The sequence below is a fragment of the Sphingomonas citricola genome, from assembly GCF_019429535.1.
Classification (GTDB): Bacteria; Pseudomonadota; Alphaproteobacteria; order Sphingomonadales; family Sphingomonadaceae; genus Sphingomonas; species Sphingomonas citricola.
The window spans coordinates 135,238-158,369 of sequence record NZ_JAHXZM010000004.1 but is presented as its reverse complement, the minus strand read 5'-3'; the positions used below and the strand labels follow the sequence as shown (position 1 = coordinate 158,369).

At 68.3% G+C, this 23,132-nt stretch carries 25 protein-coding genes; 3 read left to right on the top strand and 22 right to left on the bottom strand.

Features of this window, described 5'->3' with window-relative positions; all coding sequences use genetic code 11:
* Nucleotides 1-5 precede the first annotated feature (5 nt).
* The 19 genes from KZ810_RS11355 to KZ810_RS11265 all read right to left on the bottom strand — a co-directional run bounded on the left by KZ810_RS11355 (nucleotide 6) and on the right by KZ810_RS11265 (nucleotide 16,452).
* Nucleotides 6-530 (bottom strand): ExbD/TolR family protein, encoded by a 525-nt coding sequence (locus KZ810_RS11355; protein ID WP_219769229.1) that lies wholly within the window; start codon nucleotides 528-530, stop codon nucleotides 6-8.
* A complete protein-coding gene (locus KZ810_RS11350; protein WP_219769228.1) occupies nucleotides 506-904 on the bottom strand; it encodes a flagellar export chaperone FliS in 399 nt (132 codons plus the stop codon). The genes KZ810_RS11355 and KZ810_RS11350 overlap by 25 nt, the downstream gene beginning before the upstream one ends.
* A 36-nt stretch (nucleotides 905-940) precedes the next feature.
* Complete coding sequence (fliD, locus tag KZ810_RS11345; RefSeq protein ID WP_219769227.1) at nucleotides 941-2,476, bottom strand: flagellar filament capping protein FliD; 1,536 nt, start codon at nucleotides 2,474-2,476, stop codon at nucleotides 941-943.
* Nucleotides 2,477-2,510: 34 nt separating this feature from the next.
* Nucleotides 2,511-3,635 (bottom strand): EscU/YscU/HrcU family type III secretion system export apparatus switch protein, encoded by a 1,125-nt coding sequence (locus KZ810_RS11340; RefSeq protein WP_219769226.1) that lies wholly within the window; start codon nucleotides 3,633-3,635, stop codon nucleotides 2,511-2,513.
* On the bottom strand, nucleotides 3,635-4,408 hold the full coding sequence (gene fliR, locus KZ810_RS11335; protein ID WP_219769225.1) for a flagellar biosynthetic protein FliR: 774 nt from the start codon (nucleotides 4,406-4,408) through the stop codon (nucleotides 3,635-3,637). Before fliR ends, KZ810_RS11340 begins: the two co-directional genes overlap by 1 nt.
* Nucleotides 4,409-4,622: 214 nt before the next feature.
* Nucleotides 4,623-4,904: a flagellar biosynthesis protein FliQ gene (gene fliQ, locus KZ810_RS11330; protein ID WP_093006364.1), complete on the bottom strand. Its 282-nt coding sequence runs from the start codon at nucleotides 4,902-4,904 to the stop codon at nucleotides 4,623-4,625.
* Nucleotides 4,905-4,946: 42 nt separating this feature from the next.
* The gene (fliP, locus tag KZ810_RS11325; protein ID WP_219769224.1) at nucleotides 4,947-5,843 is read right to left on the bottom strand and encodes a flagellar type III secretion system pore protein FliP; all 897 of its coding nucleotides are present in this window, start codon (nucleotides 5,841-5,843) and stop codon (nucleotides 4,947-4,949) included.
* Nucleotides 5,840-6,184: a FliO/MopB family protein gene (locus KZ810_RS11320; RefSeq protein ID WP_219769223.1), complete on the bottom strand. Its 345-nt coding sequence runs from the start codon at nucleotides 6,182-6,184 to the stop codon at nucleotides 5,840-5,842. Before KZ810_RS11320 ends, fliP begins: the two co-directional genes overlap by 4 nt.
* A gap of 11 nt (nucleotides 6,185-6,195) precedes the next feature.
* Nucleotides 6,196-6,486, bottom strand: coding sequence for a flagellar motor switch protein FliN (fliN, locus tag KZ810_RS11315; protein ID WP_174193862.1), 291 nt, complete (start codon nucleotides 6,484-6,486; stop codon nucleotides 6,196-6,198).
* Nucleotides 6,483-7,445, bottom strand: a complete 963-nt coding sequence (locus tag KZ810_RS11310; RefSeq protein WP_219769222.1) for a flagellar motor switch protein FliM — start codon at nucleotides 7,443-7,445, stop codon at nucleotides 6,483-6,485. The genes fliN and KZ810_RS11310 overlap by 4 nt, the downstream gene beginning before the upstream one ends.
* 6 nt (nucleotides 7,446-7,451) lie before the next feature.
* Complete coding sequence (locus KZ810_RS11305) at nucleotides 7,452-8,093, bottom strand: flagellar basal body-associated FliL family protein (protein WP_219769221.1); 642 nt, start codon at nucleotides 8,091-8,093, stop codon at nucleotides 7,452-7,454.
* Nucleotides 8,094-8,104: 11 nt separating this feature from the next.
* Nucleotides 8,105-9,481: a flagellar hook-length control protein FliK gene (locus KZ810_RS11300; protein ID WP_219769220.1), complete on the bottom strand. Its 1,377-nt coding sequence runs from the start codon at nucleotides 9,479-9,481 to the stop codon at nucleotides 8,105-8,107.
* 44 nt (nucleotides 9,482-9,525) lie between these two features.
* Nucleotides 9,526-9,951 (bottom strand): hypothetical protein, encoded by a 426-nt coding sequence (locus tag KZ810_RS11295; protein ID WP_219769219.1) that lies wholly within the window; start codon nucleotides 9,949-9,951, stop codon nucleotides 9,526-9,528.
* A 12-nt stretch (nucleotides 9,952-9,963) separates the two neighbouring features.
* On the bottom strand, nucleotides 9,964-11,283 hold the full coding sequence (locus tag KZ810_RS11290) for a FliI/YscN family ATPase (protein WP_219769218.1): 1,320 nt from the start codon (nucleotides 11,281-11,283) through the stop codon (nucleotides 9,964-9,966).
* Between the two features lie 48 nt (nucleotides 11,284-11,331).
* Complete coding sequence (locus KZ810_RS11285; protein ID WP_219769217.1) at nucleotides 11,332-12,087, bottom strand: FliH/SctL family protein; 756 nt, start codon at nucleotides 12,085-12,087, stop codon at nucleotides 11,332-11,334.
* Complete coding sequence (gene fliG / locus KZ810_RS11280; RefSeq protein ID WP_219769216.1) at nucleotides 12,080-13,102, bottom strand: flagellar motor switch protein FliG; 1,023 nt, start codon at nucleotides 13,100-13,102, stop codon at nucleotides 12,080-12,082. Before fliG ends, KZ810_RS11285 begins: the two co-directional genes overlap by 8 nt.
* Nucleotides 13,099-14,796, bottom strand: coding sequence for a flagellar basal-body MS-ring/collar protein FliF (fliF, locus tag KZ810_RS11275; protein WP_219769215.1), 1,698 nt, complete (start codon nucleotides 14,794-14,796; stop codon nucleotides 13,099-13,101). Before fliF ends, fliG begins: the two co-directional genes overlap by 4 nt.
* 1 nt (nucleotide 14,797) lies before the next feature.
* Entirely contained in the window at nucleotides 14,798-15,157 is a 360-nt protein-coding gene (gene fliE / locus KZ810_RS11270; protein ID WP_219769214.1) for a flagellar hook-basal body complex protein FliE, read from the bottom strand.
* Nucleotides 15,154-16,452 (bottom strand): sigma-54 interaction domain-containing protein, encoded by a 1,299-nt coding sequence (locus KZ810_RS11265; RefSeq protein WP_219769213.1) that lies wholly within the window; start codon nucleotides 16,450-16,452, stop codon nucleotides 15,154-15,156. Before KZ810_RS11265 ends, fliE begins: the two co-directional genes overlap by 4 nt.
* Nucleotides 16,453-16,759: 307 nt before the next feature.
* On the opposite strand from KZ810_RS11265, the gene KZ810_RS11260 reads away from it, so the two are divergent.
* The 3 genes from KZ810_RS11260 (at nucleotide 16,760) to KZ810_RS11250 (ending at nucleotide 19,769) form a co-directional block, all read left to right on the top strand.
* A complete protein-coding gene (locus KZ810_RS11260; protein ID WP_219769212.1) occupies nucleotides 16,760-17,599 on the top strand; it encodes a flagellin N-terminal helical domain-containing protein in 840 nt (279 codons plus the stop codon).
* Nucleotides 17,600-17,818: 219 nt separating this feature from the next.
* Entirely contained in the window at nucleotides 17,819-18,667 is an 849-nt protein-coding gene (locus KZ810_RS11255) for a flagellin N-terminal helical domain-containing protein (RefSeq protein ID WP_219769211.1), read from the top strand.
* 223 nt (nucleotides 18,668-18,890) lie between these two features.
* Entirely contained in the window at nucleotides 18,891-19,769 is an 879-nt protein-coding gene (locus KZ810_RS11250; protein ID WP_219769210.1) for a flagellin N-terminal helical domain-containing protein, read from the top strand.
* Nucleotides 19,770-19,988: 219 nt separating this feature from the next.
* Here the strand turns inward: KZ810_RS11250 and KZ810_RS11245 are convergent, their stop codons facing one another.
* The 3 genes from KZ810_RS11245 to flhA form a co-directional block, all read right to left on the bottom strand.
* On the bottom strand, nucleotides 19,989-20,165 hold the full coding sequence (locus KZ810_RS11245; RefSeq protein WP_219769209.1) for a hypothetical protein: 177 nt from the start codon (nucleotides 20,163-20,165) through the stop codon (nucleotides 19,989-19,991).
* Nucleotides 20,166-20,267: 102 nt separating this feature from the next.
* Complete coding sequence (locus KZ810_RS11240; protein WP_219769208.1) at nucleotides 20,268-21,044, bottom strand: FliA/WhiG family RNA polymerase sigma factor; 777 nt, start codon at nucleotides 21,042-21,044, stop codon at nucleotides 20,268-20,270.
* Nucleotides 21,041-23,131: a flagellar biosynthesis protein FlhA gene (gene flhA / locus KZ810_RS11235; protein WP_219769207.1), complete on the bottom strand. Its 2,091-nt coding sequence runs from the start codon at nucleotides 23,129-23,131 to the stop codon at nucleotides 21,041-21,043. Before flhA ends, KZ810_RS11240 begins: the two co-directional genes overlap by 4 nt.
* Between the last annotated feature and the right edge of the window lies 1 nt (nucleotide 23,132).

Below are 23,132 nucleotides of genomic sequence, written 5' to 3'. Positions count from 1 at the left end.
CGGGCCTAGCGCGTCGCCCATTCGGGCCGGGGCCCCTGCAGGCAGTGACCTTCTGCCGTACAGCCGAAATTTCGCGCGACCGTGTCCCGGACGAGGTTGATCGTCGCGCAGTCGGTACCTTTATCGAAGTCAATTGTGACGAACGGCTGCGGAGTCATTTGCGCGTCCATCCGGACATAATCGCTGATCTGCTCGATCGAGGCTGGCGCGTCATTGAACGCGAGCCCTCCGTCCCGGCGGATGGTGATCGCATCGACCATCGGGAGCTCTACTCCTCTAAAGTTGCGAAGAATAAACGCGCTCGTGCTGGGATTGAAACCGGCCGGCGGGATGGCGCAGGCGCGCGGAGGCACGCTGCATGCGCTCAGCAGGTGCAGCGCGAGCGCGGAGCCGAGAAGACGTTCGAACCGGCGGCTCGTTTGTCTGTTACGCATGCGCGGACGATCATGACCGACCAGCGCGATCCCGACAATGGTCGCGGGAAACTCGACACGTTCAGCCGCCGCTACGCTGCGCGGGCCTGCTTCCACGCTTGTGCGATCTCGTCCAGTTCGTCGGCGACGTGGCGGAACGGCGCGCCCGAATGGCCGATGCTCGCCTCCACCACGCGGCGGCGTGCGCCGGCGTAGAGGCGGGCGAGGACGACCGAGACCTCGCCGCCGCGCTCGAAATCGAGATTGGCCTCCAGCGCGAACAGGATCGCGGTGGCGCGCGTCACGCGCTCGCTCTTGACCGCGTAGCGGCCGTTCTCGGCCGCCCAGGCCGAGGTACGCAGCGCCGCGATCAGCTCCTCGTAGAGGAGCTGTACCAGCGCCGGGCCATCCGCGACCGCGGTGCGCCCCGCCAGATCGATCTCGCGGTAGGTGCGGGCCGGGTCGCGCAGCAGCGCAGAGGCATAGGCCATGTCAGTTCGCCCCCGTTGTCGGCTCTGGCCGGCGCATCAGTTCGACGACTTCGACCATTGGTCGATCTGCTGCTGCATGAACGATTGCGTCGACTTGTAGGCCGACACCTTCGCATTCATGCTCGAGAATTGCTGCGTCAGCCGCGTGGTCATCGCCGCTGCCTGATCGGTCAGCTTGCCCTGCGCGTCGGTCACGTTCGTGCGCGACTTCAGGTAATTGCTGTTCGACGCGCCCAGACCATAGATCGAACTCGTGGCGTTCAACTGCAGCGACTGCATCGCCGAGAAGATGCCGTTCGACGTGCCGTAGGAGAACATCGCCTCCACCGCGTCGGCGTTGCTGGTCATCGCCGCGGTCAGGGCGGTGTCGTCAACCTCCAGCAACCCCTCGCGCGTCGTGCGCACGCCGATTGCCGCCAGCGTGCTCGGTGCGCCTGCCGCCGCGCCGCTGTTCAGCACCTTGCTGGTCAGCCCCTGCAACGCGCGCAGCAGGTTCTTCGCCGCCGGGTCGGCGCGCAGCACGCCGGTGATCGGGTCGGTCTGTTCCTTGATCGTCTGGACGATGCCGTTGTAGGTATCGACGAAATCACCCACCGCATTGGTGATCGCGGTGGTCGGGCGACTGGACGTCAGCGTCGTCGTGCCGACCGACGTCAGGTTGAGCTTCGCGCCCGCGATCAGGTCGCTCACCTCGTTCGACGCGCGCTCGACCTCGACGCCGTCCATCGTCAGCTTCGCGTTCTGCGACTTGCTGGAGATCGCCATCGTCGAGCTGCCGCTCGCGCCCTTGCCGACGTCGAACTGCGCCAAGTCCCCCGATGGATCGCTCGCGATCAGCGAGAAAGCCTGCGCCGCGCCTGTCGGCCCTTTCAGCGAGAGATAGGCGCCGCCGTCGGCGTCGGTGACCACCGACGCGGTGACACCGGACTTCGCGGCATTGATGGCGGCCGCGATACCGGGCAGCGTGTTGTTCGTCTGGTCGATCTTGATGTCGAAGGAACTGCTCGCGGCAAGACCAGTCATGGTATCTGGGACCGGTTTGCCGTCCGCATCATTCGGGTTCGCTTGATAGCTTGCCGTCCCGATCTTCAACGTCAGCGTGCCTTCGCCGAACGTCGTCGTCTTCGGGGTCGTGATCTTGCTGCTGACCGCGGTCTGCGCGGTCGCGAGCTGCGTCACCTTGATCGTGCTGTTCAGCCCCGACAGATTGCCGCCGGTCAGCGTCGTCGCCGATAGCACGCCCGCGTTCGACACCACCGGCTGCGACGAGAGCGTGCCGCCTTTCACCAGATTTTCGAGTGCCTTGGTGAAATCGGTGATGTTGCTTTTCAGCGTCGCGACCGCGGAGATCTGCGAGGTGATCGTGTCGAGCTTGGTCGACAGCGCGCCCTTTTTCGCCGCGAACTGCGCCTCCACCAGCGAGGTGACGAGGCTGGACGTGTCGACCCCCGATCCGGTGCCGAGCGAGGTCAGCAGCGAATTGGTCGCCGAGGTCGTGACACTCGCCGTCGACTTCGTCGCGGTGGGCGTCGGCGTGGGCGTCGTGCCGCTCGTGGCGCTGGTCGTGGTCATGGCACCTCGTTAAACGGCCGTCGCCGCGCATCCTTTAGCGCTGCTGGATACCGTGTTCGTCGAACCGCGCGGTCGCGGGCACCTCGACCGGCGGCTGCGTCCCACCAGCTGCAGCGTTGACCCCGAACACGAACGCCAGCACCGTCGCGATCGCGAGGTAGAGGTCGTCGCGCACCTCCTGCCCCTCGCGACTGGTGTAATAGACCGCGCGCGCGAGCGCGGGATATTCGAGCACCTGCAAGCCTCGCTCGCCCGCCAGCTCGCGGATCGCGAGCGCGGTCGCGCCGCGGCCCTTCGCGACCACCACCGGCACCTGGTCGCGCCCGCGATCGTAGCGCAGCGCGACCGCGAAATGCGTCGGGTTGGTCAGCACGACATGCGCTTCCGATACCGCCTTGCGCACCCCGCCCGACAGCATCGCACGCGCCTGCGCGCGCTGATGCCCCTTCATCTCGGCGTTGCCCTCGCTCTCCTTGTGCTCGTCCTTGACCTCCTGCTTGGTCATGCGGAGTTTGCCGAGCAGCTGGATGATCTGGAGCGGCACGTCGAGCATCGCGATCCCGACCAGCCCCATCGCCATCACCAGCAGCACGCCGGTCAGCGTCGAGCCGAGCGACGAGATCGCCTGGTTGATGTTCGAATAAGCGAGGCCGAAGCTCGACTGCGCCACGCCCCACAACATGTAGGCGCCGATCGCGCCCAGCAGGATCACCTTGAGCAGCGACTTGCCGAGCTCGGTCCAGCCGTTCGTGCCGAAAATGCGTTTCAATCCCGACGCCGGGTTTAGCCGCCCGCCCTTGGGGGAGAGAATCGAGGCGTTGAACGACAGGCTGCCGAGTGCCGCCTGGCTGACCACCGCCGCCGCCATCGTGATCGCGAACAGCGTGCCGAGCGCGGGCGCGAGCCGCCACCCCGCCTGCACCAGCGGGCGCCACGGCTGGAAATCCTCGACGTCGCCGCGATCGAAGGTGAAGCTCGCCGCCATCACCGCCTTGCACGCCGCGATCAACTGCGGTCCGAAGAAGATCATCCACGCGACGCCCGCCAGCACGACGAGCGCGGTGGCGAGGTCCTTCGACTTGAGGACGTCGCCCTTCTCGCGCGCGTCCTTGCGGCGTTTGGCGGTTGGGGCTTCTGTCTTGTCGCCACCCTCCGACATCAGGCGAGCACCAGGCTCTGCGCGGCGGCGAGCGCTTCACGCACGATGACCTGCAGGTAATCGCCCATCGCGGGGAAGGCGATCGCGATCGAGACGACACCGACCGCGAGGCTGGCGGGCAGGCCGATCGCGAACAGGTTGAGCGCGGGCGCCGACCGCGACAGCATTCCCATGACGAGGTTGAGGCACAAGAGCAGGAACCCGACCGGCAGTGCGAGCAGCAGTCCAGCGAGAAAGGCGTAGCCGCCGAATAAAGCAATGTCGCGGAACTGCCCCGCGCTCAGCCACGCAGCACCCGGCGGCATCGCGCGGTAGCTGCGCACGACCATGTCGACGAGCACCAGATGCCCGTCGAGCGACAGGAACAGGAGCGTCAGCATGATCGACAGGAACTGGCCGATCGCTGGTGAAGACCGCCCCGAATTGGGGTCGATCATGTTGGCAAAGCCGATTCCCATCGCGCCGCCGATGATCTCGCCTGCAACAAGTGGTGCTGCGAACGCGATCTGGAGCACGAAGCCGAGTGCGAGTCCGACTAGCGCCTCGGCAACGACCGACAGGATCGTGGTCAGCGTGAAGATCTCGGCCGGCGCCTGGATCGTGTTGGTGCCGAGCACCAGCACCGCGATCGCGCCCGACAAGGCGACGCGCACCGGTAGCGGCACGGACACGTTGCCGAACACGGGCGCCGCGATCAGCGCCGCGCCCACGCGGATCATCACGAACAGCAGCGCCCAGAGCTGCGGCTCGATGGCCAGGCCGAAACCTAGCATCGCGCAGGGTGCGAGAGGCTGCGGGCCGCAGCCCACGCAACCAAGCGCGGCCGGCAGGCGCGAAGCGTTTGTTCGACGACGCGGCTCTGCCGCGGCGTGGTTACGTCCGTGCGGTCAATCCCGCCGCGGCAAAGCCGCGTCGTCGGACGGGGCTTCCGCCCCGCCGGCCGGGCTTGTGCCGGACGCGCGGGCGTGGCCGCGCTGGCACTGCGCCTCACCGCACCAGATCCGGAATACGCGCGAAGATCTCGGTCGTGAAATCGCTCAGCAATCCCAAGATCATCGCGCCGAAGATCATGATCGATACCGCCACCACGATCAGCTTGGGCACGAACGACAAGGTCTGCTCCTGGATCGAGGTCGCCGCCTGCACCATGCCGAGAATCAGGCCGGACAACAGCGCCGGGATCAGGATCGGCGCAGCGGCGAGCGCCAGTACCCACATCGTCTGGTTTGCGATCGTCAGGAAATAGTCGGCGTCGGCGAGGGGCTGCATCGGTTGAATTCCGCGAGAGGTCGGTCGGGTAGGGCGGGTACGTCAGGTCGCGAACGAATTGGCGAGGCTGCCCATGGTCAGCGCCCAGCCGTCGACCAGCACGAACAACAGCAGCTTGAACGGCAGCGAGATGATCGTCGGCGACAGCATCATCATGCCCAGCGCCATCAGCACCGTCGCGACCACCAGGTCGATGACGATGAACGGCAGGAACACGAGGAACCCGATCTGGAACGCGGTCTTCAACTCGCTGGTCACGAACGCGGGCAGCAGCACCGAATAGGGGATGTCGCTCGGGCGAGCGTACGGCCCCGACTTCGCCATCTCGGCGAACATCGTCACGTCCTTGACCCGCGTCTGCTTGGCCATGAAATCGTGCAGCGGCGCGCCTGCGGTCGAGATCAGCTGCGTGCCGTTCAACCGGCCGGCGGCATAGGGCTGGATCGCGTTCACGTTGATCTGGTTCACCACCGGCGCCATCACGAAAAAGCTGAGGAACAGCGACAGCCCGATCAGCACCTGGTTGGGCGGGGTCTGCTGCAATCCCATCGCCTGCCTGAGGATCGACAGCACGATGATGATCCGCGTGAAGCTGGTCATCATCAGCACGATGCCGGGCAGCACCGTGAGCAGCCCCATGATGATGAGGACCTGAAGCGACAGCGACAGCGATCCGCCGCCGGGCGTCGCGTTCGCATCCCCGCGCGAGAGCTGGCCGAGCGCGCGGTCGATCGCGTCGCCCACACCCGGCGCGGGCGCGGCGGGTGCGCCGGCGGGGGGAGCGACCTGCGCGAACGCGGGCGCCGCGATGCACAGCATGATGACAATTGCAGCGAGCGCCAGCGCGAGGCGGACCCAGCCGTGCGCGGGCTGGCGCGGGGGCGAAACCGGCGCGATCAGCGCGGGGCCGCGCCCGGTGCGGGTGACCGTGATACTCACGCGCGCGATCCCCGGGTCAGGTTGGCGAGCGCGTCGCGGAACGACGGCGTCGCGGCGGCGACGGGCTGGACCTCGTCGGCCGCCGGCGCTGCGCCGCCCTTGTCGACCAGCGTCACGCCCGTGCGCGTGACCGACACGAGCAGGCGGCGCCCCTCGAAATCGACCACCGCCAGCTTGACCCCGGGCGAGATCATCATCGTCTCACGCACCGCGATCGTCCGCGTCGCCGCCGCACCGGGCATCCGCGTCTCCAGCTTGCGCCACAGGTACAGCGAACCGATCATCAGCCCGCACACCAGCGGCAACAGCACGATCAGCTTGAGCACGTAAGTCCACATCATCGCGCCTGGCCTCAGCCGCGCTTCTCGGGCGAGACGAGCTCGAGCAGCTTGACGCCGAAGCGTTCGCCCACCGTCACCACCTCGCCGCGGCCGATCAGCGTGCCGTTGACGAATACGTCGAGCAATTCGCCCGCCTGGCGGTCGAGCTCGATCACGCTGCCTTCGCCCAGCGCCAGCAGTTCGCGCAACGCGAGCGTGGTCGAGCCGATCTCGACTGTCAGCTTGACGTCGACGTCCTGCAACAGCCGCAGATTGGCCGCCACGGCGGCGTCCACCGCGAAATCGGCGGTCATGTCGTTCATGCGATAGGTCCTTCGAGCTTGGAAATGCGGATCGCGGCGCGACCGTTCGAGGTGCCGACGGTGCCGGTGCCGACGCAGGTGTCGCCGATCACGATCGGCACATCGTTGTTGAACGCGATCGGGATGATGTCGCCGGGCTTCAGGTCCATCAACCGGCGCAACGGCAGCACCGGCTCGGCCAGCACCGAGCGGACGGGCATCCGCACCGTCATCGCCGCGCGCGTCAGCGATAATTGCCACTGGGCGTCGGCCTCGGCGGGCTTGGCGACGACCTTGCCGGTCAGCACCTGGGTGAACGGCTTGAGCGCTGCGACCGGGTAGAGCAGGTCGACGAACACCGGCGCGCCCTGCTCGCCCGCGACGCCGAAGCGCGTGACGACCATGACCTCGTCGTTCTCGATTCCCGACACGTGCGCGGCGTTGGTTTCGCAGCCGCCGACCGAGAAGGCGGCGCGCGCCACCGGCTCCCACGTCAGCTCGAGCTGATCGGCGATCCCGGCGCCCAGCCGCGTCACCAGCGCCTCAGCGGCGGGCGACAGGTCGGTCGCGGTGACGGGATCGGTGCCGCTCCCGCCGAAAAAGATGTCGAGCAGCCCGACGACGAACGCGCCGTCGACCGCGCACAGCATCACGCGACCGTCCATCCCCATCGGCAGCCACGCGGTCAGCGCGTCGCCGCGCTCGCTGCGATAGTCGGAGAAGCGGACGACCTCGAGCGGCTCTGCCCAGCAGCGCGTCTCGGTCCGCATATAGCCCTCGAACACGGGGCGCAGGTTGCGCGCCAGCCGTGCCGACAGATGCTGCAGCGTGTGGAGATCGCCGAAAGGGTGGAGCTTGCTCTGGCCCAGCAGCCCCGCATCGGCGCCGACCTGCTCGCGCGACCGCTCGCGCCGCTCGGACGCGGTGCGCTGCCCCTTGCGGGCAGCGGCTGATTCGGGGGTTGCGGGCCTGTTAACCATGCCCGTTCACTGAACAACGAAATTGGTAAAGTAGACGTTACTGACGCCGCCGAAACCTTCCTTTTGTTCGAGCACGCCGTTGATCGCGGCGACCAGCTTGCGCGCCAACTGCTGCTTGCCCTGGCTGGTGAACACCTGCTCCTCGGTCGTGTCGCCGAGCGTCATCAGGATCGCCGATCGGATCGCGATGTCGTTGGTTTTCAGATGCTCGATCACCTTGTCGTCGTACGGCGTCGAGATCGCGACCCCGACCTGAACGAAATGCGTCGAATCCTGCAGGTTGGAGGTGAACTCCTTCTCCATCGGGTAGTAGTTGGACGCGAACTTGTCCCCCGCCATGCTCTCGGGCGTCGGGATACCGCCGTGGCTGGCACCCGCCGCCTCTTCGCCGCCGCCGCCGCCGTGGCCACCTTCGCCTTCACCGCCGCCTTCGCCCGCGCGCTTCTGCGCCGACTTCGGGACCAGGTGCGGCTTGTTCGGGTCTTCCTTCGCCTCGGCGTGCGCGCCGCCGCCGATCATCCCGCTGCTGGCCGCGTACAGGCCCGCGCCGACGCCGCCACCGACCAGCACGCCGATGCCGAGCACCAGCCCGACGATCTTGACCAGCTTGCCCTTCTTCTTGGGCGCGGCTTCTTCCTTCTCGCTCATGGGTTACCTCCTCAGGCAATTCGTTCGTCATTGGCCGCGTCGTCGCGCTCGGCGACGCTGCGCGGCCGGGTGAAAAGGGATGTAGCGGGGGCGGACTGCTGGCGCGGTGCGTCGCCGCCCGTGCCGCCGCCGCCACCCATGCCATTGCCACCGCCGGGCTGTTGTCCCGTCGCGCCCGACTGACCACTCGTCAGGTGGAGCTTCACGCCGCGCGCATCCGCAAGTTCGGTCAACCGCGGCTGCGCTTCGGCGAGCAGCTGGCGCGTCTGCGCCTGCTCGGCGGAAATCTGTACCTGCACCGCGTCACCGTCGCGCCTCAGCGAGACGTCGATCGTGCCCAGCATGTCGGGTGACAATCGCAGCCGCGTATCGTGCTCCGCCGCCATGTCGCGCATCGTCGCGATCCGCTCGATCATCGCCGCCGGCCACGCGGCATGCCGCATGTCGAGCGCGCCCCCTTGTGCCGCTCCGGCGGCGGTCACCGTGGCAATTGGTGTCGTATAGGCGGAGGCGGGCGGCGTGGCCTCAACCGCGGGACGCTGATCCTGCTCGCCCAGCGCACGGTGGATCGCGGCGGCGAACACGCGCGCCGCCGGCGCAGCGGTGGCGGCCTGCGGCAATTCGGTGGGCATCGTTGCCGCTCGGGCGGGTGGCGCGATTGAACTGGCGGTGCGTGGTACCGCGTCACTGCCGCCGCGCCGCGACGACGCGAACGCCGCCGGTTCGCGCGCTGTTGTGCCGCCGGTGGGGGAGGCGGTCCCAGTCGCTGTGTCCTTCGTATCCGCGACCGCCGGCACACCCGCGATCGGCACGCCGGCGAGACCGGAAGCGAGGCGCTGCGGCACGACCAGGTCGGTCACCGGTCGATCAGCTGGCATTGCGGGGCCCCCATCGGCAGCAATACCCGGCAGCGGTACCGTCGGTGGGGCGAGTGCGGCACGCTGCTCGGGCGCGGGGGCGACCGTCCGGCTACCGTCCGTATCGGACAGCGTCGGGCCGGGCAGCACGTCGCGCGAAATCAGAGACGGCAGGTCCGTTCTATGCTGCCCGGTCCCCTGGTACGAAGTGATCCGAGCGCTCGTGCCGGTCGGCGCGATCCCGGCTGCATTCGCCGCGGGGGCGGGCAAGTCCCCGGGAATCGCGAAAGCCATCACCGGTGGCACCCCGAGCCACGCCAGCGCGTCGTCGTCCTCATTCCGCTGCGGCACGGTCTTGCCGTCGCCGGCATCGTCTTGCCGCTCGTCGACCGCGTCCGACCCCGCCACCGGCTGGCCGGGCGACGGCAGCAGGTCAAGGAAGGTGGCGAGGGGAGTCGTCGCGGCGCCAGCGACCGTGATCGGCGGCGCCACGGCGGCGGTGGTCGACAAAAGGCTGGCAATCGCGGTCATGGGACGAACGTGGACTCACCGGCAAAAGGACACCGGCAGACAGATCAGCAAGGATCGTGCCGGTTCTTCCTCGGCGTGCCGGGCAGGTCCTGGAGGCTGCGCAGTTCGGCCTCGACCAGCGCCTGCTGCCCGCGCTGGATCAGCTTCTCGATCGCGCTCTGGTCGCGCTTCGCCGATTGCGTCGCCTGCATCGTGCGCTGTGCCTCGTATTCGGCGGTACGCACCCGGTTGGTCGCCGCCTCGGACGATCGCTGCAGCCGTTCGCGGTAATGCGCGGCGGCGGCGAGCGACATCGCGCCCAAATCCATCGTGGTCGGCGCGACTGCGGCGGCGAGCTGCGCGATCCGCCCCGCGAGCGCCTGCTCGCTCGCTACCTGATCGCGCGCGCGCGCTTCCTCGGCCTGTGCCAGCCCCAGTTGCAGCGTGCGGACGCGGTGGGCGCGCGCGAGGCGTCCCGGATCAAGCGGCATGGTCGATCGGCATCAGGCGTCGCCGAACACGCCGGTCAATTCGGCCACCGCGTCATCGAGGTTGACCGACTGGTCGGTATCTTGCCGGACGAATTCCATCACCGCTGGATGATAGGCGATTGCGGCGTCGATCGCGGCGTCGCTGCCCGCCCGATACGCGCCCATCAGCACGAGGTCGCGGTTCTGTTCGTAGGTCGCCAGATGCCGCCGGAGCGCACGCGCCGCCGCCAGATGCGGGCGCTGGGCGATATCGGTCATCACGCGACTGACCGATTTCGATACGTCGATTGCGGGGTACACGCCCGCTTCCGCCAGCGCGCGCGTCAGCACGATATGCCCGTCGAGGATCGATCGCGCCGAATCGACCACCGGATCGTTGCCGTCGTCGCCGTCCGCGAGCACGGTGTAGATCGCGGTGATCGCGCCGCCGGTGTGGACGTCGGAGCCCGCGCGCTCGATCAGATTGGGCAGCATCGCGATCGCGGACGGCGGATAGCCGCGCGCCGACGCGGGCTCGCCCAGCGCCAGCCCGATCTCGCGGCCGGCGTGCGCGACGCGGGTGAGCGAATCGATGATCAGCAGCACGTTCTTGCCCTCGGCGCGGAAGGCTTCGGCGATCGCGGTCGCGCGGAGTGCCCCGCGGATGCGCAGCACCGGCGAATGGTTGGCGGGCACCGCGACCACCACCGAGCGCGCGCGCGCCTCGCCCGCGACCTTGGTTTCGAGAAAATCGGCGACCTCGCGGCTGCGCTCGCCGATCAACCCGATGACGATCACGTCGGCCTGCGCCGCACGCACCATCATGCCGAGCAGCACCGACTTGCCGACGCCCGATCCCGCCATGATGCCCACGCGCTGCCCCTGACCGATCGTCAGCAAGCCGTTGATTGCGCGCACCCCGACGTCGAGCGGCTCGAGCACGCGCCCGCGGTCGAGCGGGGATTGCAGCTTGCCCGCCAGCGGCCAGTGCCCGGCGCCGCGGATGGGCCCCAGGCCGTCGATCGGCTTGCCCGCGCCGTCGACCACGCGGCCGAGCATCGCGGCACCCACTTCCGCTTCGCCCGCCGCCCCCAGCGGACGCACTGGCGCCTGCGGCAAGAGCGGCGCGGGGCCGCCCAGGTTCATCATCAGCGTGCGCCCGCCGCGAAACCCGATCACCTCCGCCTCGACATGGTCGCCGACGCGGCAGACCGTGCCGACCGGTAACGACAGCCCGACCGCCTCCATCAGCAACCCGTCGTACGACGACAGCCGCCCCGACACGCGCGCGCGCGGCGCGAAATCGGCGCTGGCGATCGTGTCGAGATAGTCGCCCGAGAAGCGGTTGAGCATGTGCGTGTCGGCCAGTTCAGATCAGGCGGTTAGGTCGGGCGGGTGCGATCAGGCGGGCAGCGCGACGCGGTCGATCGCGGCGGTCAGCTGATCGAGCCACAATTCGGGCCCGTCCTCGACGATCGTGGATGCCGCCTCCAGCACGAAGCTGCCGCGCGCGACCTGCTCGTCGCCGACCGCGAACACGCTCGCGGGCAGATGCCCGTCGAGCAGCGCGACGTCGTCGGGGTGGACGCGCAGCATCGCCGGTTCGCTCGCGTCCGCCAACAGGTCGGTCGCCGCCTCGACGCGGCGCGCGAGCAGGTCGGCGGATACGCCCGCCTCGCCGATTACGCGCGACACCAGGGTCATCACCGTCGCGCGCAGCCGCCCGGCCAGCAGGTCGCGGTCGAACCCGCCCGCCTGCGCCAGCGCGGCGGCAAGCCCGGTCAGCAGCGCACCGTCGCGCGCTGCCTCGGCCTCGATCTCGGCGCGTGCCGCCGCCACGCCCTCGGCGAACCCCGCCTCGCGCGCGGTCTCGATCGGATCGATGAACGGCGTCGGCTCCGCTTCTGCATCCATCGGGTCCCAGCCTTCGGTGGGGTTGGTGTCGGGGGCGGCGGGCGAGAAATGCTTCGGCCCGCCCGCGAACGCTTCCTCGATCCGCGCGATCAGCTCGGCAGGGGTGAACCCCGGCACGCGCGTCGCGTGGCTGTCGGCGAGCGCCATCGCCGCGGCATCGCGCCGCGCGGGGAAACCGACGACGAACCCCCCGGTGTCGCTCGGGGCGCCGGTCGGACGCGTGACGAACCCTGCTTCAGACATAATCGTCGTCACCCGCACCCATCTGGATCGTGCCGTCCTTCGCCAGATTGCGCGCGATCTGGATCATCGCCTTCTGCGCGTCGAGCACCTCGGTCAGCTTCATCGGCCCACGCGCTTCCATCTCGTCGCGGATGCCGTCGGCGGCACGCGCCGACATACAACCGAGGAAGCGATTGCGCGCAATCTCGTCCACGCCCTTCAGCGCGCGAGTCAGCACGTCGCCGTCGACGTTGCGGATCAAGGTGCCCAGATTCTTGTCGTCCATGTCGAGCAAATTGTCGAAGATGAACATCGCCTCCTCGATCTGCTTGGCGACGTCGCGGTCGAGCTTGAACAGCTTGGGCATCACGCGCTGCTCGGTCGCCTTGCGCGCGCCCTGGAGCAACTTCGCCGCCTCGCGCGTGCCGCCGAGCTGCAACCCTTGCGCGGGGCCGCGACCCGACCGCGTCGCGGTGCGATTGGCGATCATCTGGCGCAGCGTTTCGACCGCCTCGGGCGTGATCGGGCCGAGCTTCGCGATCCGGTGCAGGATGTCGGGCTGCACCGCGTCGGGCAACAGCTCCAGCACCTGACTGCCGACCGCGGGATCGAGGTTGGCGATCAGCACCGCCGCAATCTGCGGATGCTCCTTCTCCAGCATCTGCGCGATCTCGGGCGCGTCGAGCCAGTCGAGCAGCTCGATCTCGCACGCGGCTTCCGCCGGGGTGATCCGCGCCAGCACGCTTTCGGCCTTTTCCGGCCCCAGCGCGCGGTTCATCACCGCCGCGACGTGCGGCTTGGGATCGAACGCGATGCCGTTGCGCTCGCGTGCGCGGCCGACGAAATCCTCGAGCACCAGCTCGACGTCGTCCTCGCTCACGTCGGCGACCGCGAACATCGCGCTGCCCAGGCGGCGGACCTCTTCGGGCTCCAGCTTCTGCAGGATCGCGGCGGCTTCCTCCTCGCCGACCAGCATCATCAGCACTGCGGCGCGCTCGACGCCGGTGAAGTGGCGCATCGGGACCTGCTCACTCATGACTTGGCGTCCGCCATGATCATGTCACGGACCGCGAGCGCCGCGCGCGCCGGATTGTCGCGCGTGAAGCCGCGCACCGCGCCGATCTTCTCCTCGTAACTGCGGCTCGCCGCGATCTGTTCCAGGCTGACGGGCGGCGCGACCGTGATCGCGGGTGCGCCCTCGGCGTCGGATGCGGGCAGCGGCTCGCCGTCGCTGCCGACCGCCGCGGTGCCGGGCAGGGCAGGGGTCGCTTCCTCGCGCTTCTTCATCAACACCTTCGCGATCGGGCGCACGCCCAGCAGCAGCACCAGCAGCGCGATGACGATCGCGGTCAGGTTGCGCGCCAGCACGGGCAGCCAGTTGTTGTCGTACCACGCCGGGCCGTTCTTCGCCGCGTCGTCGGCGCCCGCGAACTTGCGGCTGATGACCGTCACCTGATCCTGCCGGTTGCCGTCGAAGCCGACCGCGGATTTCACCAGGCTGTCGATCTGGTTGATCTCCATCGCGGTGCGGCGACCCTTTTCGGGATCGCGCAGCAGCACCGCGACCGACAGCCGCTTGATGCTGCCCGGCGTCGCGTGCGTCACCGACACTTCCTTGCCCAGATCATAGGCGCGCTGGAAACTGTCCGACTGCTTGTTCGCATCGGGGGCCGGGCCGCCCGCGGTGGGGGCAGCGCCGGGCGTGCCCGGATTGCCCGTCGCCGGCTGCGGCGTCGACAATTGCGAGGCGGGCGGCGGTGTGTTGCTGAGCGATCCGGGAATACCGCCCGGCGCCTGCGTGTTCGCCTGATTGCCGGTCCAATTGCCCGTCTCGGCGCGCAGCGCGCCTTGCTTCTCGTAACTCTCGCGCGTCGCGCTGGTCTCGTCCATGTTGACGTCGGCCTGCACCTCGGCGGTGAAATTGCCCGCGCCGACCAGCGGGGTCAGCAGCGCGTTCAGCTGCTGGCGGACCTTGTCCTCGACCTGCCGCTGGACGCGCAGCCGCGCATCGCCGCTGTCGCTGCCGCCGTCGCCCGATTTGCTCAGCAGCGCGCCGAGCTGGTCGACCACGGTGACCGAGTCGGGCTTCATCCCCGGCACCGACGAGGCGACGAGGTTGATGATCGAGGCGACCTGCGCGTCCGACAGCGATCGCCCGGCCTGCAGCTTGACGACCACCGACGCCGACGGCGCGGCATTGTCGCGCACGAACACCGACACCTCGGGCACCGCCAGATGAACGCGCGCTTCCGCGACCGCGTCGATTTCCTGGATCGAGCGCGCGAGTTCGGTTTCGCGCGCCTGGCGCAACCGCTCGCCCTCGACCGCGCGGCTGACGCCCATCGGCAACTGGTCGAGGATCGCGTAACCGCCCGGCGCCGCCTTGGGCAGGCCTTGCCCCGCCAGGAGCAGGCGCGCCTTGGAATAATCCTCCTCGGCAACGGTCAGCGTGCCAGCACCATCGTCGATGTGGCTGGGGATATTGGCCGCGGTCAGCGCGCTGGTGACGGCCGCCTTGTCGGCGTCGGGCAGCCCCGCGAACAGCGTCTTCTGCGGCGGCGTCGACAGCGCCGACCAGGCGAGCCCGGCCGCGCCGATCAACCCGACCATCAGCGCCATCGGCCCCGCGCGGCGGACCGCGGGCTGGGCCAGCGCGCCCTGGATCTGGCGCAGCGGATTGGCGAACTTCTCGGGCACGAGATTGTTCGCAGGGGCGAGTGCGTTGCTCATGTCAGACCGGCATGCTCATGATGTCCTTGTACGCGGACAGGATCTTGTTGCGGACCTGCATCGTCGCCTCGAAACCGATTGATGCCTCTTGCCGGGCGAGCATCACCTTGGCGATGTCGATCGTCTCGCCGCGTTCGTACTGCTCGGACAATGCGGTCGCGCGCTGCTGGCCGTCGTTCACCTTCGCGAGCGCGTTCTGCATCGTGTCGGCGAAGCTGGTCGGCGCGGCGGCGGTCGCCGCCTCGGGCGCGGCCGCGCCTGCGGTCGCGTTCGCGCGCTGCAACGCGCTGTTGCGCTCCAGGATCTGCGCCCTGAGCGCCATCACGCGGTCGACGCCGCCGACCCCTCCGATCGCGCTCATGCGCCGATCGCCCGGAGCGTGTTGGCCGACGCGAGATCGTCACCCTGCTCGCGTGCCTTGGCGAGGCGGTAGCGCAGTGTCCGCTCGGAAATGCCGAGCCGACGCGCGGTCTCGATCCGGCTGCCGCCGCACGCCGCCAGCGTTTCGCGGATCTTCGCGAATTCAGAGAGCTGCACGACCTGACCCAGCGTCGCGGGCTCGTCGGCCTGCTCGGTCACCGGCAGCGTAACCGGTACCGCCGCGACCGGCCGGTCGAACAGGATGTGGTGCGCCTCGATCACCTCGGCGTTGCCGGCGAACAGCAACGCGCGCTGGATCACGTTTTCCAGCTCGCGCACGTTGCCCGGCCAGTCGTGCGCCATCAGCGCCGCGATCGCGTCGTCCGACGGCCACGGCACGGTGGCGCGCGCGCCTGCGTGGCGCAGGATCATCGTCGCGGCGAGCGCCGGGATGTCCTGCGCGCGCTCGGCCAGCGCCTTGGTCGTCAGCGGAAACACCGACAGGCGGTAATAAAGATCGGCGCGGAACCGGCCCCCCGCCACCTCGGCCTGAAGATCGCGGTTGGCGCAGGCGATCACGCGGACGTCGACCGGCACCGGCTGCGTCGCGCCGATCGGCACCACCTCGCGCTCCTGCAGCACGCGCAGTAGCTTTGCCTGCAACCCGACCGGCATCTCGGCGATCTCGTCGAGCAGGATCGTCCCGCCGTGCGCGGCGCGAAAGAAACCGTCGCCCGCGCTGCTCGCGCCGGTGAAGCTGCCCTTCACGTGCCCGAACAGCATCGCCTCCAGCATCGTCTCGGGGAGCGCGGCGCAGTTGAGCGCGACGAACGGGCCGTCGGCCCGCGCGGAGTTCGCGTGAATCGTGCGGGCCAGCACTTCCTTGCCGGTGCCGGTCGGCCCGTTGATCAGCACGGTGATGTCGGCCTCCGCGACGCGCTCGGCGAGTGCGAGGAGCGCCAGGCTCTCGGGGTCGGCCGCGGTCGGCAGCGCCGGGCCGCCGATCAGTGCGCGGGCAAAGGCGTTGCCGACTGCGGCATCGCCGTGCGCGTAGCTGATCCGCGCGGGCTGGCCGTCGCGGAACGGCACCACGCTCGGGCGCTCACCCGCCTCGGCGCGCGCGACGATCAGCGTGCGCGCCGGCACCGCCATCGCCTCGCCATCCGCCACCAGATGCCCCGCACCCGGCTGCGCGCGCCCGCCGGGCAACTCCACCGCAAAACCCTGCGCGCGCAAGGACGACACGAGCGTCAGATGCTCGTTCATCACTCTCGCCGACGGCACGATCGAACGCATGAAATCGATTCCCCTGTTGGTGCGCTCCTTTTGCCGCCGCATTGGTTAACGCCGCGTATCGTTGCCGCCCTTGCCGGCAGATAATTTCCGGGCCCGCCCGCCCCCGCGCGCGCGGGGTGTTTCCTACACGCAGGCGAGCGCGCGCGAGGCGGGGCGGGGCGGCGTGCTGTGCGGCGGCAGGTTGCCGGACGGGCGGCAAAAACGGCTAAATCATGCCGGCGACCGGTCGTTTGATGCGCTGACGGCTCGGTTTCCTGCCTCGAACGAACGGGGGGCGGCGGGCGGTTTTGGGCACAGGAGAACAAACGTGACCGTTATCGCATCCAATACCTCGGCGCTGCGCGCCACCAACGCGTCGACGATGGCGAGCAAGGCGTTGTCGGTTTCGATGGAGCGCCTGTCGACCGGCAAGCGCATCAACTCGGCCAAGGACGACGCGGCGGGCCTCGCGATCTCGTCGAGCATGACTGCGCAGATCAAGGGCATGAGCCAGGGCATCCGCAACGCCAACGACGGCATCAGCCTGGCGCAGACCGCGGAAGGCGCACTCGATGAAGTTTCGAACATGCTTCAGCGTATGCGCGAGCTCGAAGTGCAGAAATCGAACGGCACCTATTCGACCGACGATACCGCCAATATTAAGCTTGAGCAGGACGCACTGTCGACGCAGATCACTGATGTGTTGAAGAATACTAAGTTCAACGACACCAAGCTTTTCGACGGCTCGACGGCGGGGACGCCGGCTGCCGGCACCGACGGCAGCGTTAAGATCCAGACCGGGGCCAATTCGACTGACTCAGTTACGATCACCTTGAAGCGATTGACGGACGCGACCGCGATCACCGACGTGGCGGGCGCAACGGCGGTCAACGCTGGCGCGACGCTCGCGAAATACGATACCGCCCTGTCGACGATCGCAAGTACGCGTGCCAGCTTGGGCGCGTCGCAGAACAGGCTTGAGTCGGCGGTTAACAACACGACCTCCAACATGACCAACCTGTCGGACGCGCGCAGCCGGATCGAGGACACCGATTTCTCGAGCGAGACGACCGCACTCGCCAAGTCGCAGATCCTGTCACAGGCGTCGACTGCGATGCTTAGTCAAGCGAACCAGTCGACGCAGAGTGTGCTGAAGCTGCTCGGCTGATTTTGTCCGGAGCCGGCGCCGCCCCCGTTTGGGTATCGGCTCCGTCCGCGAACCCCGGTCGCCACGCAGCGGCCGGGGTTTGTCGCGTCTGGGCAGGCGCGCGGACGAAGCGCGCGAGCGATTTACTGCTAAAATCCGCCTCGCGCCGGTCGTTTGGAAATGCAGGCACCTGGTTCCCCGCCATGGGGGCGGCGGTCGGGGCCGATCTGGAGCAAACCCATGACCGTTATCGGAAGCAACATCTCCTCGCTGCGCGCGTCGAACGCGGGCACCAAGGCACAGGGTATGCTGTCGACTTCGATGGAGCGTCTGTCGACCGGCAAGCGCATCAACTCGGCCAAGGACGATGCTGCCGGCCTCGCGATCAGCTCGTCGATGACCGCGCAGATCAAGGGCATGAACCAGGGCGTGCGCAACGCCAACGACGGCATCTCGATGGCGCAGACTGCCGAGGGCGCGCTCGACGAAGTGTCGAACATGCTTCAGCGCATGCGCGAGCTGACCGTGCAGGCGAAGAACGGCACCTATTCGACCGACGACGTGAAGAACATCAAGGCGGAAATGACCGCGCTCGGTTCGCAGGTGTCGGACGTGCTCGCCAACACCAAGTTCAACAACACCGCGCTGTTCGACGGGTCGACCACCAGCGTGAAGATTCAGACCGGGGCGAATGCCAACGATTTCGTCTCGATCTCGCTGAGCAAGATCAATGACTCGGCAACGGCGACGCAGAGCGACGTGAATAAGGCGCTGGCCATCGACGTAACCGTGGCAGACGCCGGCACCGCGGGGACAAGCGATTACCTCACCAAGTTCGACAACGCGCTCAAGCAGGTCGCGACTGCGCGCGCCGGGCTCGGTGCGACGCAGAACCAGCTTGAATCGGCGGTCAACAACATGACCAACAACGCCACCAACCTGTCCGACGCGCGCAGCCGGATCGAGGACACCGATTTCTCGACGGAGACGACCGCCCTCGCCAAGGCGCAGATCCTGTCGCAGGCGTCGACCGCGATGCTCAGCCAGGCGAATCAGTCGGCGCAGGGCGTGCTGAAGCTGCTCGGCTGATCCCGCGCCGGCGGGGGCGGCGTCGCCCCCACTCGGACGCCGCGCATCCGCGTGATCGAGGGGCTCTGGCGACATGCCGGGGCCCCTTTCCGCGTCCATGCATGCCTGATCAAAATTTCACGTGGAAAGTTCTTAAACCCGGCGCCTGCCGGTCGTTTCATGGGGCGAACGCATCGTGGTCGCCGTGGGGGCAGCAGCGGTGCCGATGGATGGAGACCCTGCCATGACCGTGATCAACAGCAACATTTCCTCGCTCCGCGCCGCCAATGCCTCGACTGCCGCGGGCAAGTCGCTCGCCACCTCGATGGAGCGCCTGTCGAGCGGCAAGCGGATCAACTCGGCCAAGGACGATGCCGCCGGTCTCGCGATCGCCAGTTCGATGACCGCTCAGATCAAGGGCATGAACCAGGGCATTCGCAACGCGAACGACGGCATCAGCCTGGCGCAGACTGCCGAGGGTGCGCTCGACGAAGTCACTAACATGCTTCAACGGATGCGGGAGCTGACCGTGCAATCGTCGAACGGCACCTATTCGGACAGCGACAAGCAGAACATCTACAAGGAGCAGGATGCGCTCGCCGATCAGATCCGGTCTGTCGTTAAGAATACGACGTTCAACGGCAAGACGCTGTTCGCGGGCGACGGCGCGACCACGCCGGCGGCACGCTCCGTGACGATCCAGACCGGCGCGAACAGCACCGACACGCTGTCGATCTCGCTCGACTATCTGACGAAGAATGACACCACCAACAATGCGCTGTCGAAGGTGGTCGACATGGACACGACGGCCGCCGGTATGACCGGCGACTCCGCCGCAGCTACGCCAGTCGTGCCGTCGCTCGACGATTTCGATAAAGCGTTGAAGCAGATTTCGACGACGCGCGCGGGTCTCGGCGCGGTGCAGAACCGTCTCGAATCGGCGGTCAACAACATGACCTCGAATGCGACCAACCTGTCGGATGCGCGTAGCCGCATCGAGGACGCCGACTTCTCGACCGAGACGACCGCGCTCGCCAAGGCGCAGATCCTGTCGCAGGCGTCGACCGCGATGCTCAGCCAGGCGAACCAGTCGAGCCAGGGCGTGCTCAAGCTGCTCGGCTAAGCCCGAACCAGCCTTTGGGTGAAACGAAGCCCCGGCGGTCACGCGACCGCCGGGGCTTTCGCTCGTCCGGGCTGTCCTACACGCAGCACCCGCGGCAGAGCGGCGGCGGTCCGCTCTTTAACATCGCTATCTTCACCCGCGCGCCCGCGCGTACGCGTAGGGGTGTGACCTTAGTGACCTTCCACGACGTGTCGTCCACGACGCGGACCGGTGGCGCGATTACTCTCCGCCCTGCACGGTCAGGTCGTCGGTATCCATGTCGGTGCCGTCGTCGTGTGCCGCGGTATCGTCGTCGCTTTCCGCCGGGCGACGCTCCGCCTCGTGGCCGAGCGGGACGCCGCTCGCGTCCACGTCGCCGATCGGCAGTTCGGGCTCGGGGCTACGCTGGTCGGTCATGCATCATCTCCTTCGCCGTGACCAACGCACCGCCGGCGCAAAAGAAACCCCGCCGGCGCTCGTCGCGCGGGCGGGGCGGGGTGTGGAGGGAAGGGCGCGCGCTCAGCGGCGCAGCATCGCCTTTTTCAGCTTGGCGTGCGCCGCCGCCTTGATCTGGCAGACGCGCGCCGCGCCGACGCCCAGCACCTGGCCGATCTCGTCGAGGTTCAGTTCCTCGACGTGGTAGAGCTGGATCACCAGCTGGTCGCGCTCGGGCAGCGCGGCGATCGCGGCGACGAGGCAGTCGCGCTGCTCGGCGTCCGCCAGTTGCGTGAACGCATCGGGCTCGTCGCTCGCGAACCACGGCTGATCGTCGGCATAGACCTCGTCGATCGATTCGTATTTGACCGCGTCGGCGCTGGCGTAATCGCTGCGCAATTTCTCGACCGAGACGCCGATCCGCGCCGCGAGCTCGCGCTCGGTCGCCGCGCGGCCCAGTTCGCCGGCGAGCGCACTGGTCGCGCGCGCATATTCGCGCCGGCGGCGGATCGCGCCGCGCGTCATCGCGGCGTGGCGGCGCAACTCGTCGATCATGCTGCCGCGCAGCCGCGTGGTCAGATATTGCTTGAACGTCACCTGGCCGCGATCCTCGAACGCCGCGGCGGCCTCGACCAGCGCGACGAGGCCGACCTGGATCAGATCCTCGACCTCGACCGCGGTCGAGACCGAGCCGTGGACATGCCACGCGATCCGGCGGACGAGCGGCAAATGCGCCTGCACCAGCGCGGCATCGTCGCGCGCGCGTACGCGCGGACTATAGGTGAGGGGGGTGGTGGTGAGGGCCGGGCCCGTCACCGGCTGCGCGTTGCTGAACGCGTCCCGCATCGGCTCGGCGGTCATGCCGCCAGCGCCTGCTGCTGGCCGATCGTCGCCGGCTGCGCGGCGCCGCCGATCACGGCGACGACCTCGACGGCCTTGTCCTCGGGTACTTCGAAGAAGCTCATGACAGGGGTATCCGGCAGAACGGTTCGGACGAGTTTGCGGACCGCGACGCGGATCGCGGGCTGGACGACGAGTGCGAAAGGCTTGGCCTCGGCGATCATCGGCTGGGCTGCGGCCTGCAGCGCGTCGACGATGCGGCGGCCCAGATCGGGTTCGATGACGTGGCGGCGCGACGGGTCGGCGCGCATCGCTTGCCCCAGCAACTGCTCAAGCCCGCCCTCGAGCGTCATGACGCGCAGCGGCTCGCGCACCCCCGCCAGCTTCTGGATGATGAGGCCGCCGAGCAGCGGGCGTGCCAGCTCGACGATTTCGTCGGCGTTCGCGCTGTGCTGCGCGCAGGCCGAGATCGCGGCGGCGATGCGGCGGAATTCCTTCAACGGGATGCCCTCGGCGAGCAGCGCGCGCAGCACCGCGGTCAGCGTGGTGAGCGGCAGCGGCTGCGGGCACAGCGACGCGACGAGCTGCGGCGAGCGTTCCTTCAACCCGTCGAGCAGCGCCTGCACCTCGTCGGCACCGAGCAGGTCAGCCGAATTGGCGCCGAGCGCGTGGTTGAGGTGCGTCGCGATCACGGTGCCCGCGTCGACCACGAGATACCCCTGACCGGTCGCGGCATCGGCGTCGCCCGGCGCGATCCAGGTCGCATCGAGCCCGAAGGTCGGGTCCTTCGCCTTCTTGCCGAGCAGTTCGCCGAACCCCTGTCCGGTATCGAGCGCCAGCATCTCGTCGGGAGAGACCTGATCCTCGCCGACGCACACGCCGCCCAGCATCAGGCGATAGGTATAGGGCGCGAGATTGATGTCGTCGCGGACGCGGACCTGCGGCACGACGAAGCCGAGTTCCTTCGACAATTGCCGGCGCACGCCCGTGATCCGCGCCATCAGCGGCGCGCCGCGGCGCTCGTCGACCAGCGGCACGAGGCCGTAGCCGATGTCGAGGTTGACCATCATCCCCTCGGTCACCTCGTCCCAGCCGATCTTCGACAGGTCGGGCGCCTCGGCGACGGGCACGGGCTCGGCGGGGGCGGGGCGCTTGGCGATCTGGTTAAGCTTCCACGCGGCGAACCCGGCGATCCCCGCGATCGGCAGGATGACGAGGTGCGGCATGCCCGGCAGCACGCCCAAGAGCGTCAGGATCGCGGCGACCGGCGTCCAGGTGCGCGCCGAGCCGAACTGGCTGCCGATTTGCCCCGCTAGATCCTTGTCCGACTTTACCCGGGTGACGATCGACGCGGCGGCGATCGACAAGAGCAGTGCGGGTACCTGCGCGACCAGCGCGTCGCCGATCGCCAGCATCGTATAGGTCTGCGCCGCTTTGGCGATGCCGAGCCCGTGGCTGACCGGCCCCAGGATCAGTCCGCCGACGATGTTGGCGGCGAGGATCAGCAGCCCCGCGATTGCGTCGCCCTTCACGAACTTCGACGAACCATCCATCGAGCCGTAGAATTCGGCCTCGGTCGCGACGTCGACGCGGCGTTTCTTCGCCTCGTCGGGGGTGATGAGCCCCGCGTTCAGGTCGGCGTCGATCGCCATCTGCTTGCCGGGCAATGCGTCGAGCGTGAAGCGCGCCGATACCTCCGACACGCGGCCCGCACCCTTGGTCACGACGATCAGGTTGATGATGACGATGATCGCGAACACGAACAGCCCGACGACATAGTCGCCGCCGATCACGAACGTCCCGAACGCCTCGATCACGTGCCCCGCCGCCGCTTCGCCCTCGTGGCCGTGGACCAGGACGACGCGGGTGGACGCGACGTTGAGCCCGAGCCGGAACAGCGTCGCGAACAGCAGCACGGTCGGAAAGGCGGAGAAATCGAGCGGTTTTTCCGCGTTCAGCGCGACCATCAATACGGCCAGGCTGATCGTGATGTTCATGATGAAGAACACGTCGAGCATCGCGGCCGGGATCGGCACGACCATCAGCACGACGAGCAGCAGGATCGCCGCAGGAAGTGCGGCCTGACGGGCGTTGGCGAGCAGCTTCATC

Bases quoted from the DNA above. Each gene is read 5' to 3' on its own strand.
- KZ810_RS11350 (WP_219769228.1), bottom strand. From the start codon at position 904: ATGGCCTATGCCTCTGCGCTGCTGCGCGACCCGGCCCGCACCTACCGC.
- fliD (WP_219769227.1), bottom strand. From the start codon at position 2,476: ATGACCACGACCAGCGCCACGAGCGGCACGACGCCCACGCCGACGCCC.
- KZ810_RS11340 (WP_219769226.1), bottom strand. From the start codon at position 3,635: ATGTCGGAGGGTGGCGACAAGACAGAAGCCCCAACCGCCAAACGCCGC.
- fliR (WP_219769225.1), bottom strand. From the start codon at position 4,408: ATGCTAGGTTTCGGCCTGGCCATCGAGCCGCAGCTCTGGGCGCTGCTG.
- fliQ (WP_093006364.1), bottom strand. From the start codon at position 4,904: ATGCAGCCCCTCGCCGACGCCGACTATTTCCTGACGATCGCAAACCAG.
- KZ810_RS11320 (WP_219769223.1), bottom strand. From the start codon at position 6,184: ATGATGTGGACTTACGTGCTCAAGCTGATCGTGCTGTTGCCGCTGGTG.
- fliN (WP_174193862.1), bottom strand. From the start codon at position 6,486: ATGAACGACATGACCGCCGATTTCGCGGTGGACGCCGCCGTGGCGGCC.
- KZ810_RS11310 (WP_219769222.1), bottom strand. From the start codon at position 7,445: ATGGTTAACAGGCCCGCAACCCCCGAATCAGCCGCTGCCCGCAAGGGG.
- KZ810_RS11305 (WP_219769221.1), bottom strand. From the start codon at position 8,093: ATGAGCGAGAAGGAAGAAGCCGCGCCCAAGAAGAAGGGCAAGCTGGTC.
- KZ810_RS11300 (WP_219769220.1), bottom strand. From the start codon at position 9,481: ATGACCGCGATTGCCAGCCTTTTGTCGACCACCGCCGCCGTGGCGCCG.
- KZ810_RS11295 (WP_219769219.1), bottom strand. From the start codon at position 9,951: ATGCCGCTTGATCCGGGACGCCTCGCGCGCGCCCACCGCGTCCGCACG.
- KZ810_RS11290 (WP_219769218.1), bottom strand. From the start codon at position 11,283: ATGCTCAACCGCTTCTCGGGCGACTATCTCGACACGATCGCCAGCGCC.
- KZ810_RS11285 (WP_219769217.1), bottom strand. From the start codon at position 12,087: ATGTCTGAAGCAGGGTTCGTCACGCGTCCGACCGGCGCCCCGAGCGAC.
- fliG (WP_219769216.1), bottom strand. From the start codon at position 13,102: ATGAGTGAGCAGGTCCCGATGCGCCACTTCACCGGCGTCGAGCGCGCC.
- fliF (WP_219769215.1), bottom strand. From the start codon at position 14,796: ATGAGCAACGCACTCGCCCCTGCGAACAATCTCGTGCCCGAGAAGTTC.
- fliE (WP_219769214.1), bottom strand. From the start codon at position 15,157: ATGAGCGCGATCGGAGGGGTCGGCGGCGTCGACCGCGTGATGGCGCTC.
- KZ810_RS11265 (WP_219769213.1), bottom strand. From the start codon at position 16,452: ATGCGTTCGATCGTGCCGTCGGCGAGAGTGATGAACGAGCATCTGACG.
- KZ810_RS11255 (WP_219769211.1), top strand. From the start codon at position 17,819: ATGACCGTTATCGGAAGCAACATCTCCTCGCTGCGCGCGTCGAACGCG.
- KZ810_RS11250 (WP_219769210.1), top strand. From the start codon at position 18,891: ATGACCGTGATCAACAGCAACATTTCCTCGCTCCGCGCCGCCAATGCC.
- KZ810_RS11245 (WP_219769209.1), bottom strand. From the start codon at position 20,165: ATGACCGACCAGCGTAGCCCCGAGCCCGAACTGCCGATCGGCGACGTG.
- KZ810_RS11240 (WP_219769208.1), bottom strand. From the start codon at position 21,044: ATGACCGCCGAGCCGATGCGGGACGCGTTCAGCAACGCGCAGCCGGTG.
- flhA (WP_219769207.1), bottom strand. From the start codon at position 23,131: ATGAAGCTGCTCGCCAACGCCCGTCAGGCCGCACTTCCTGCGGCGATC.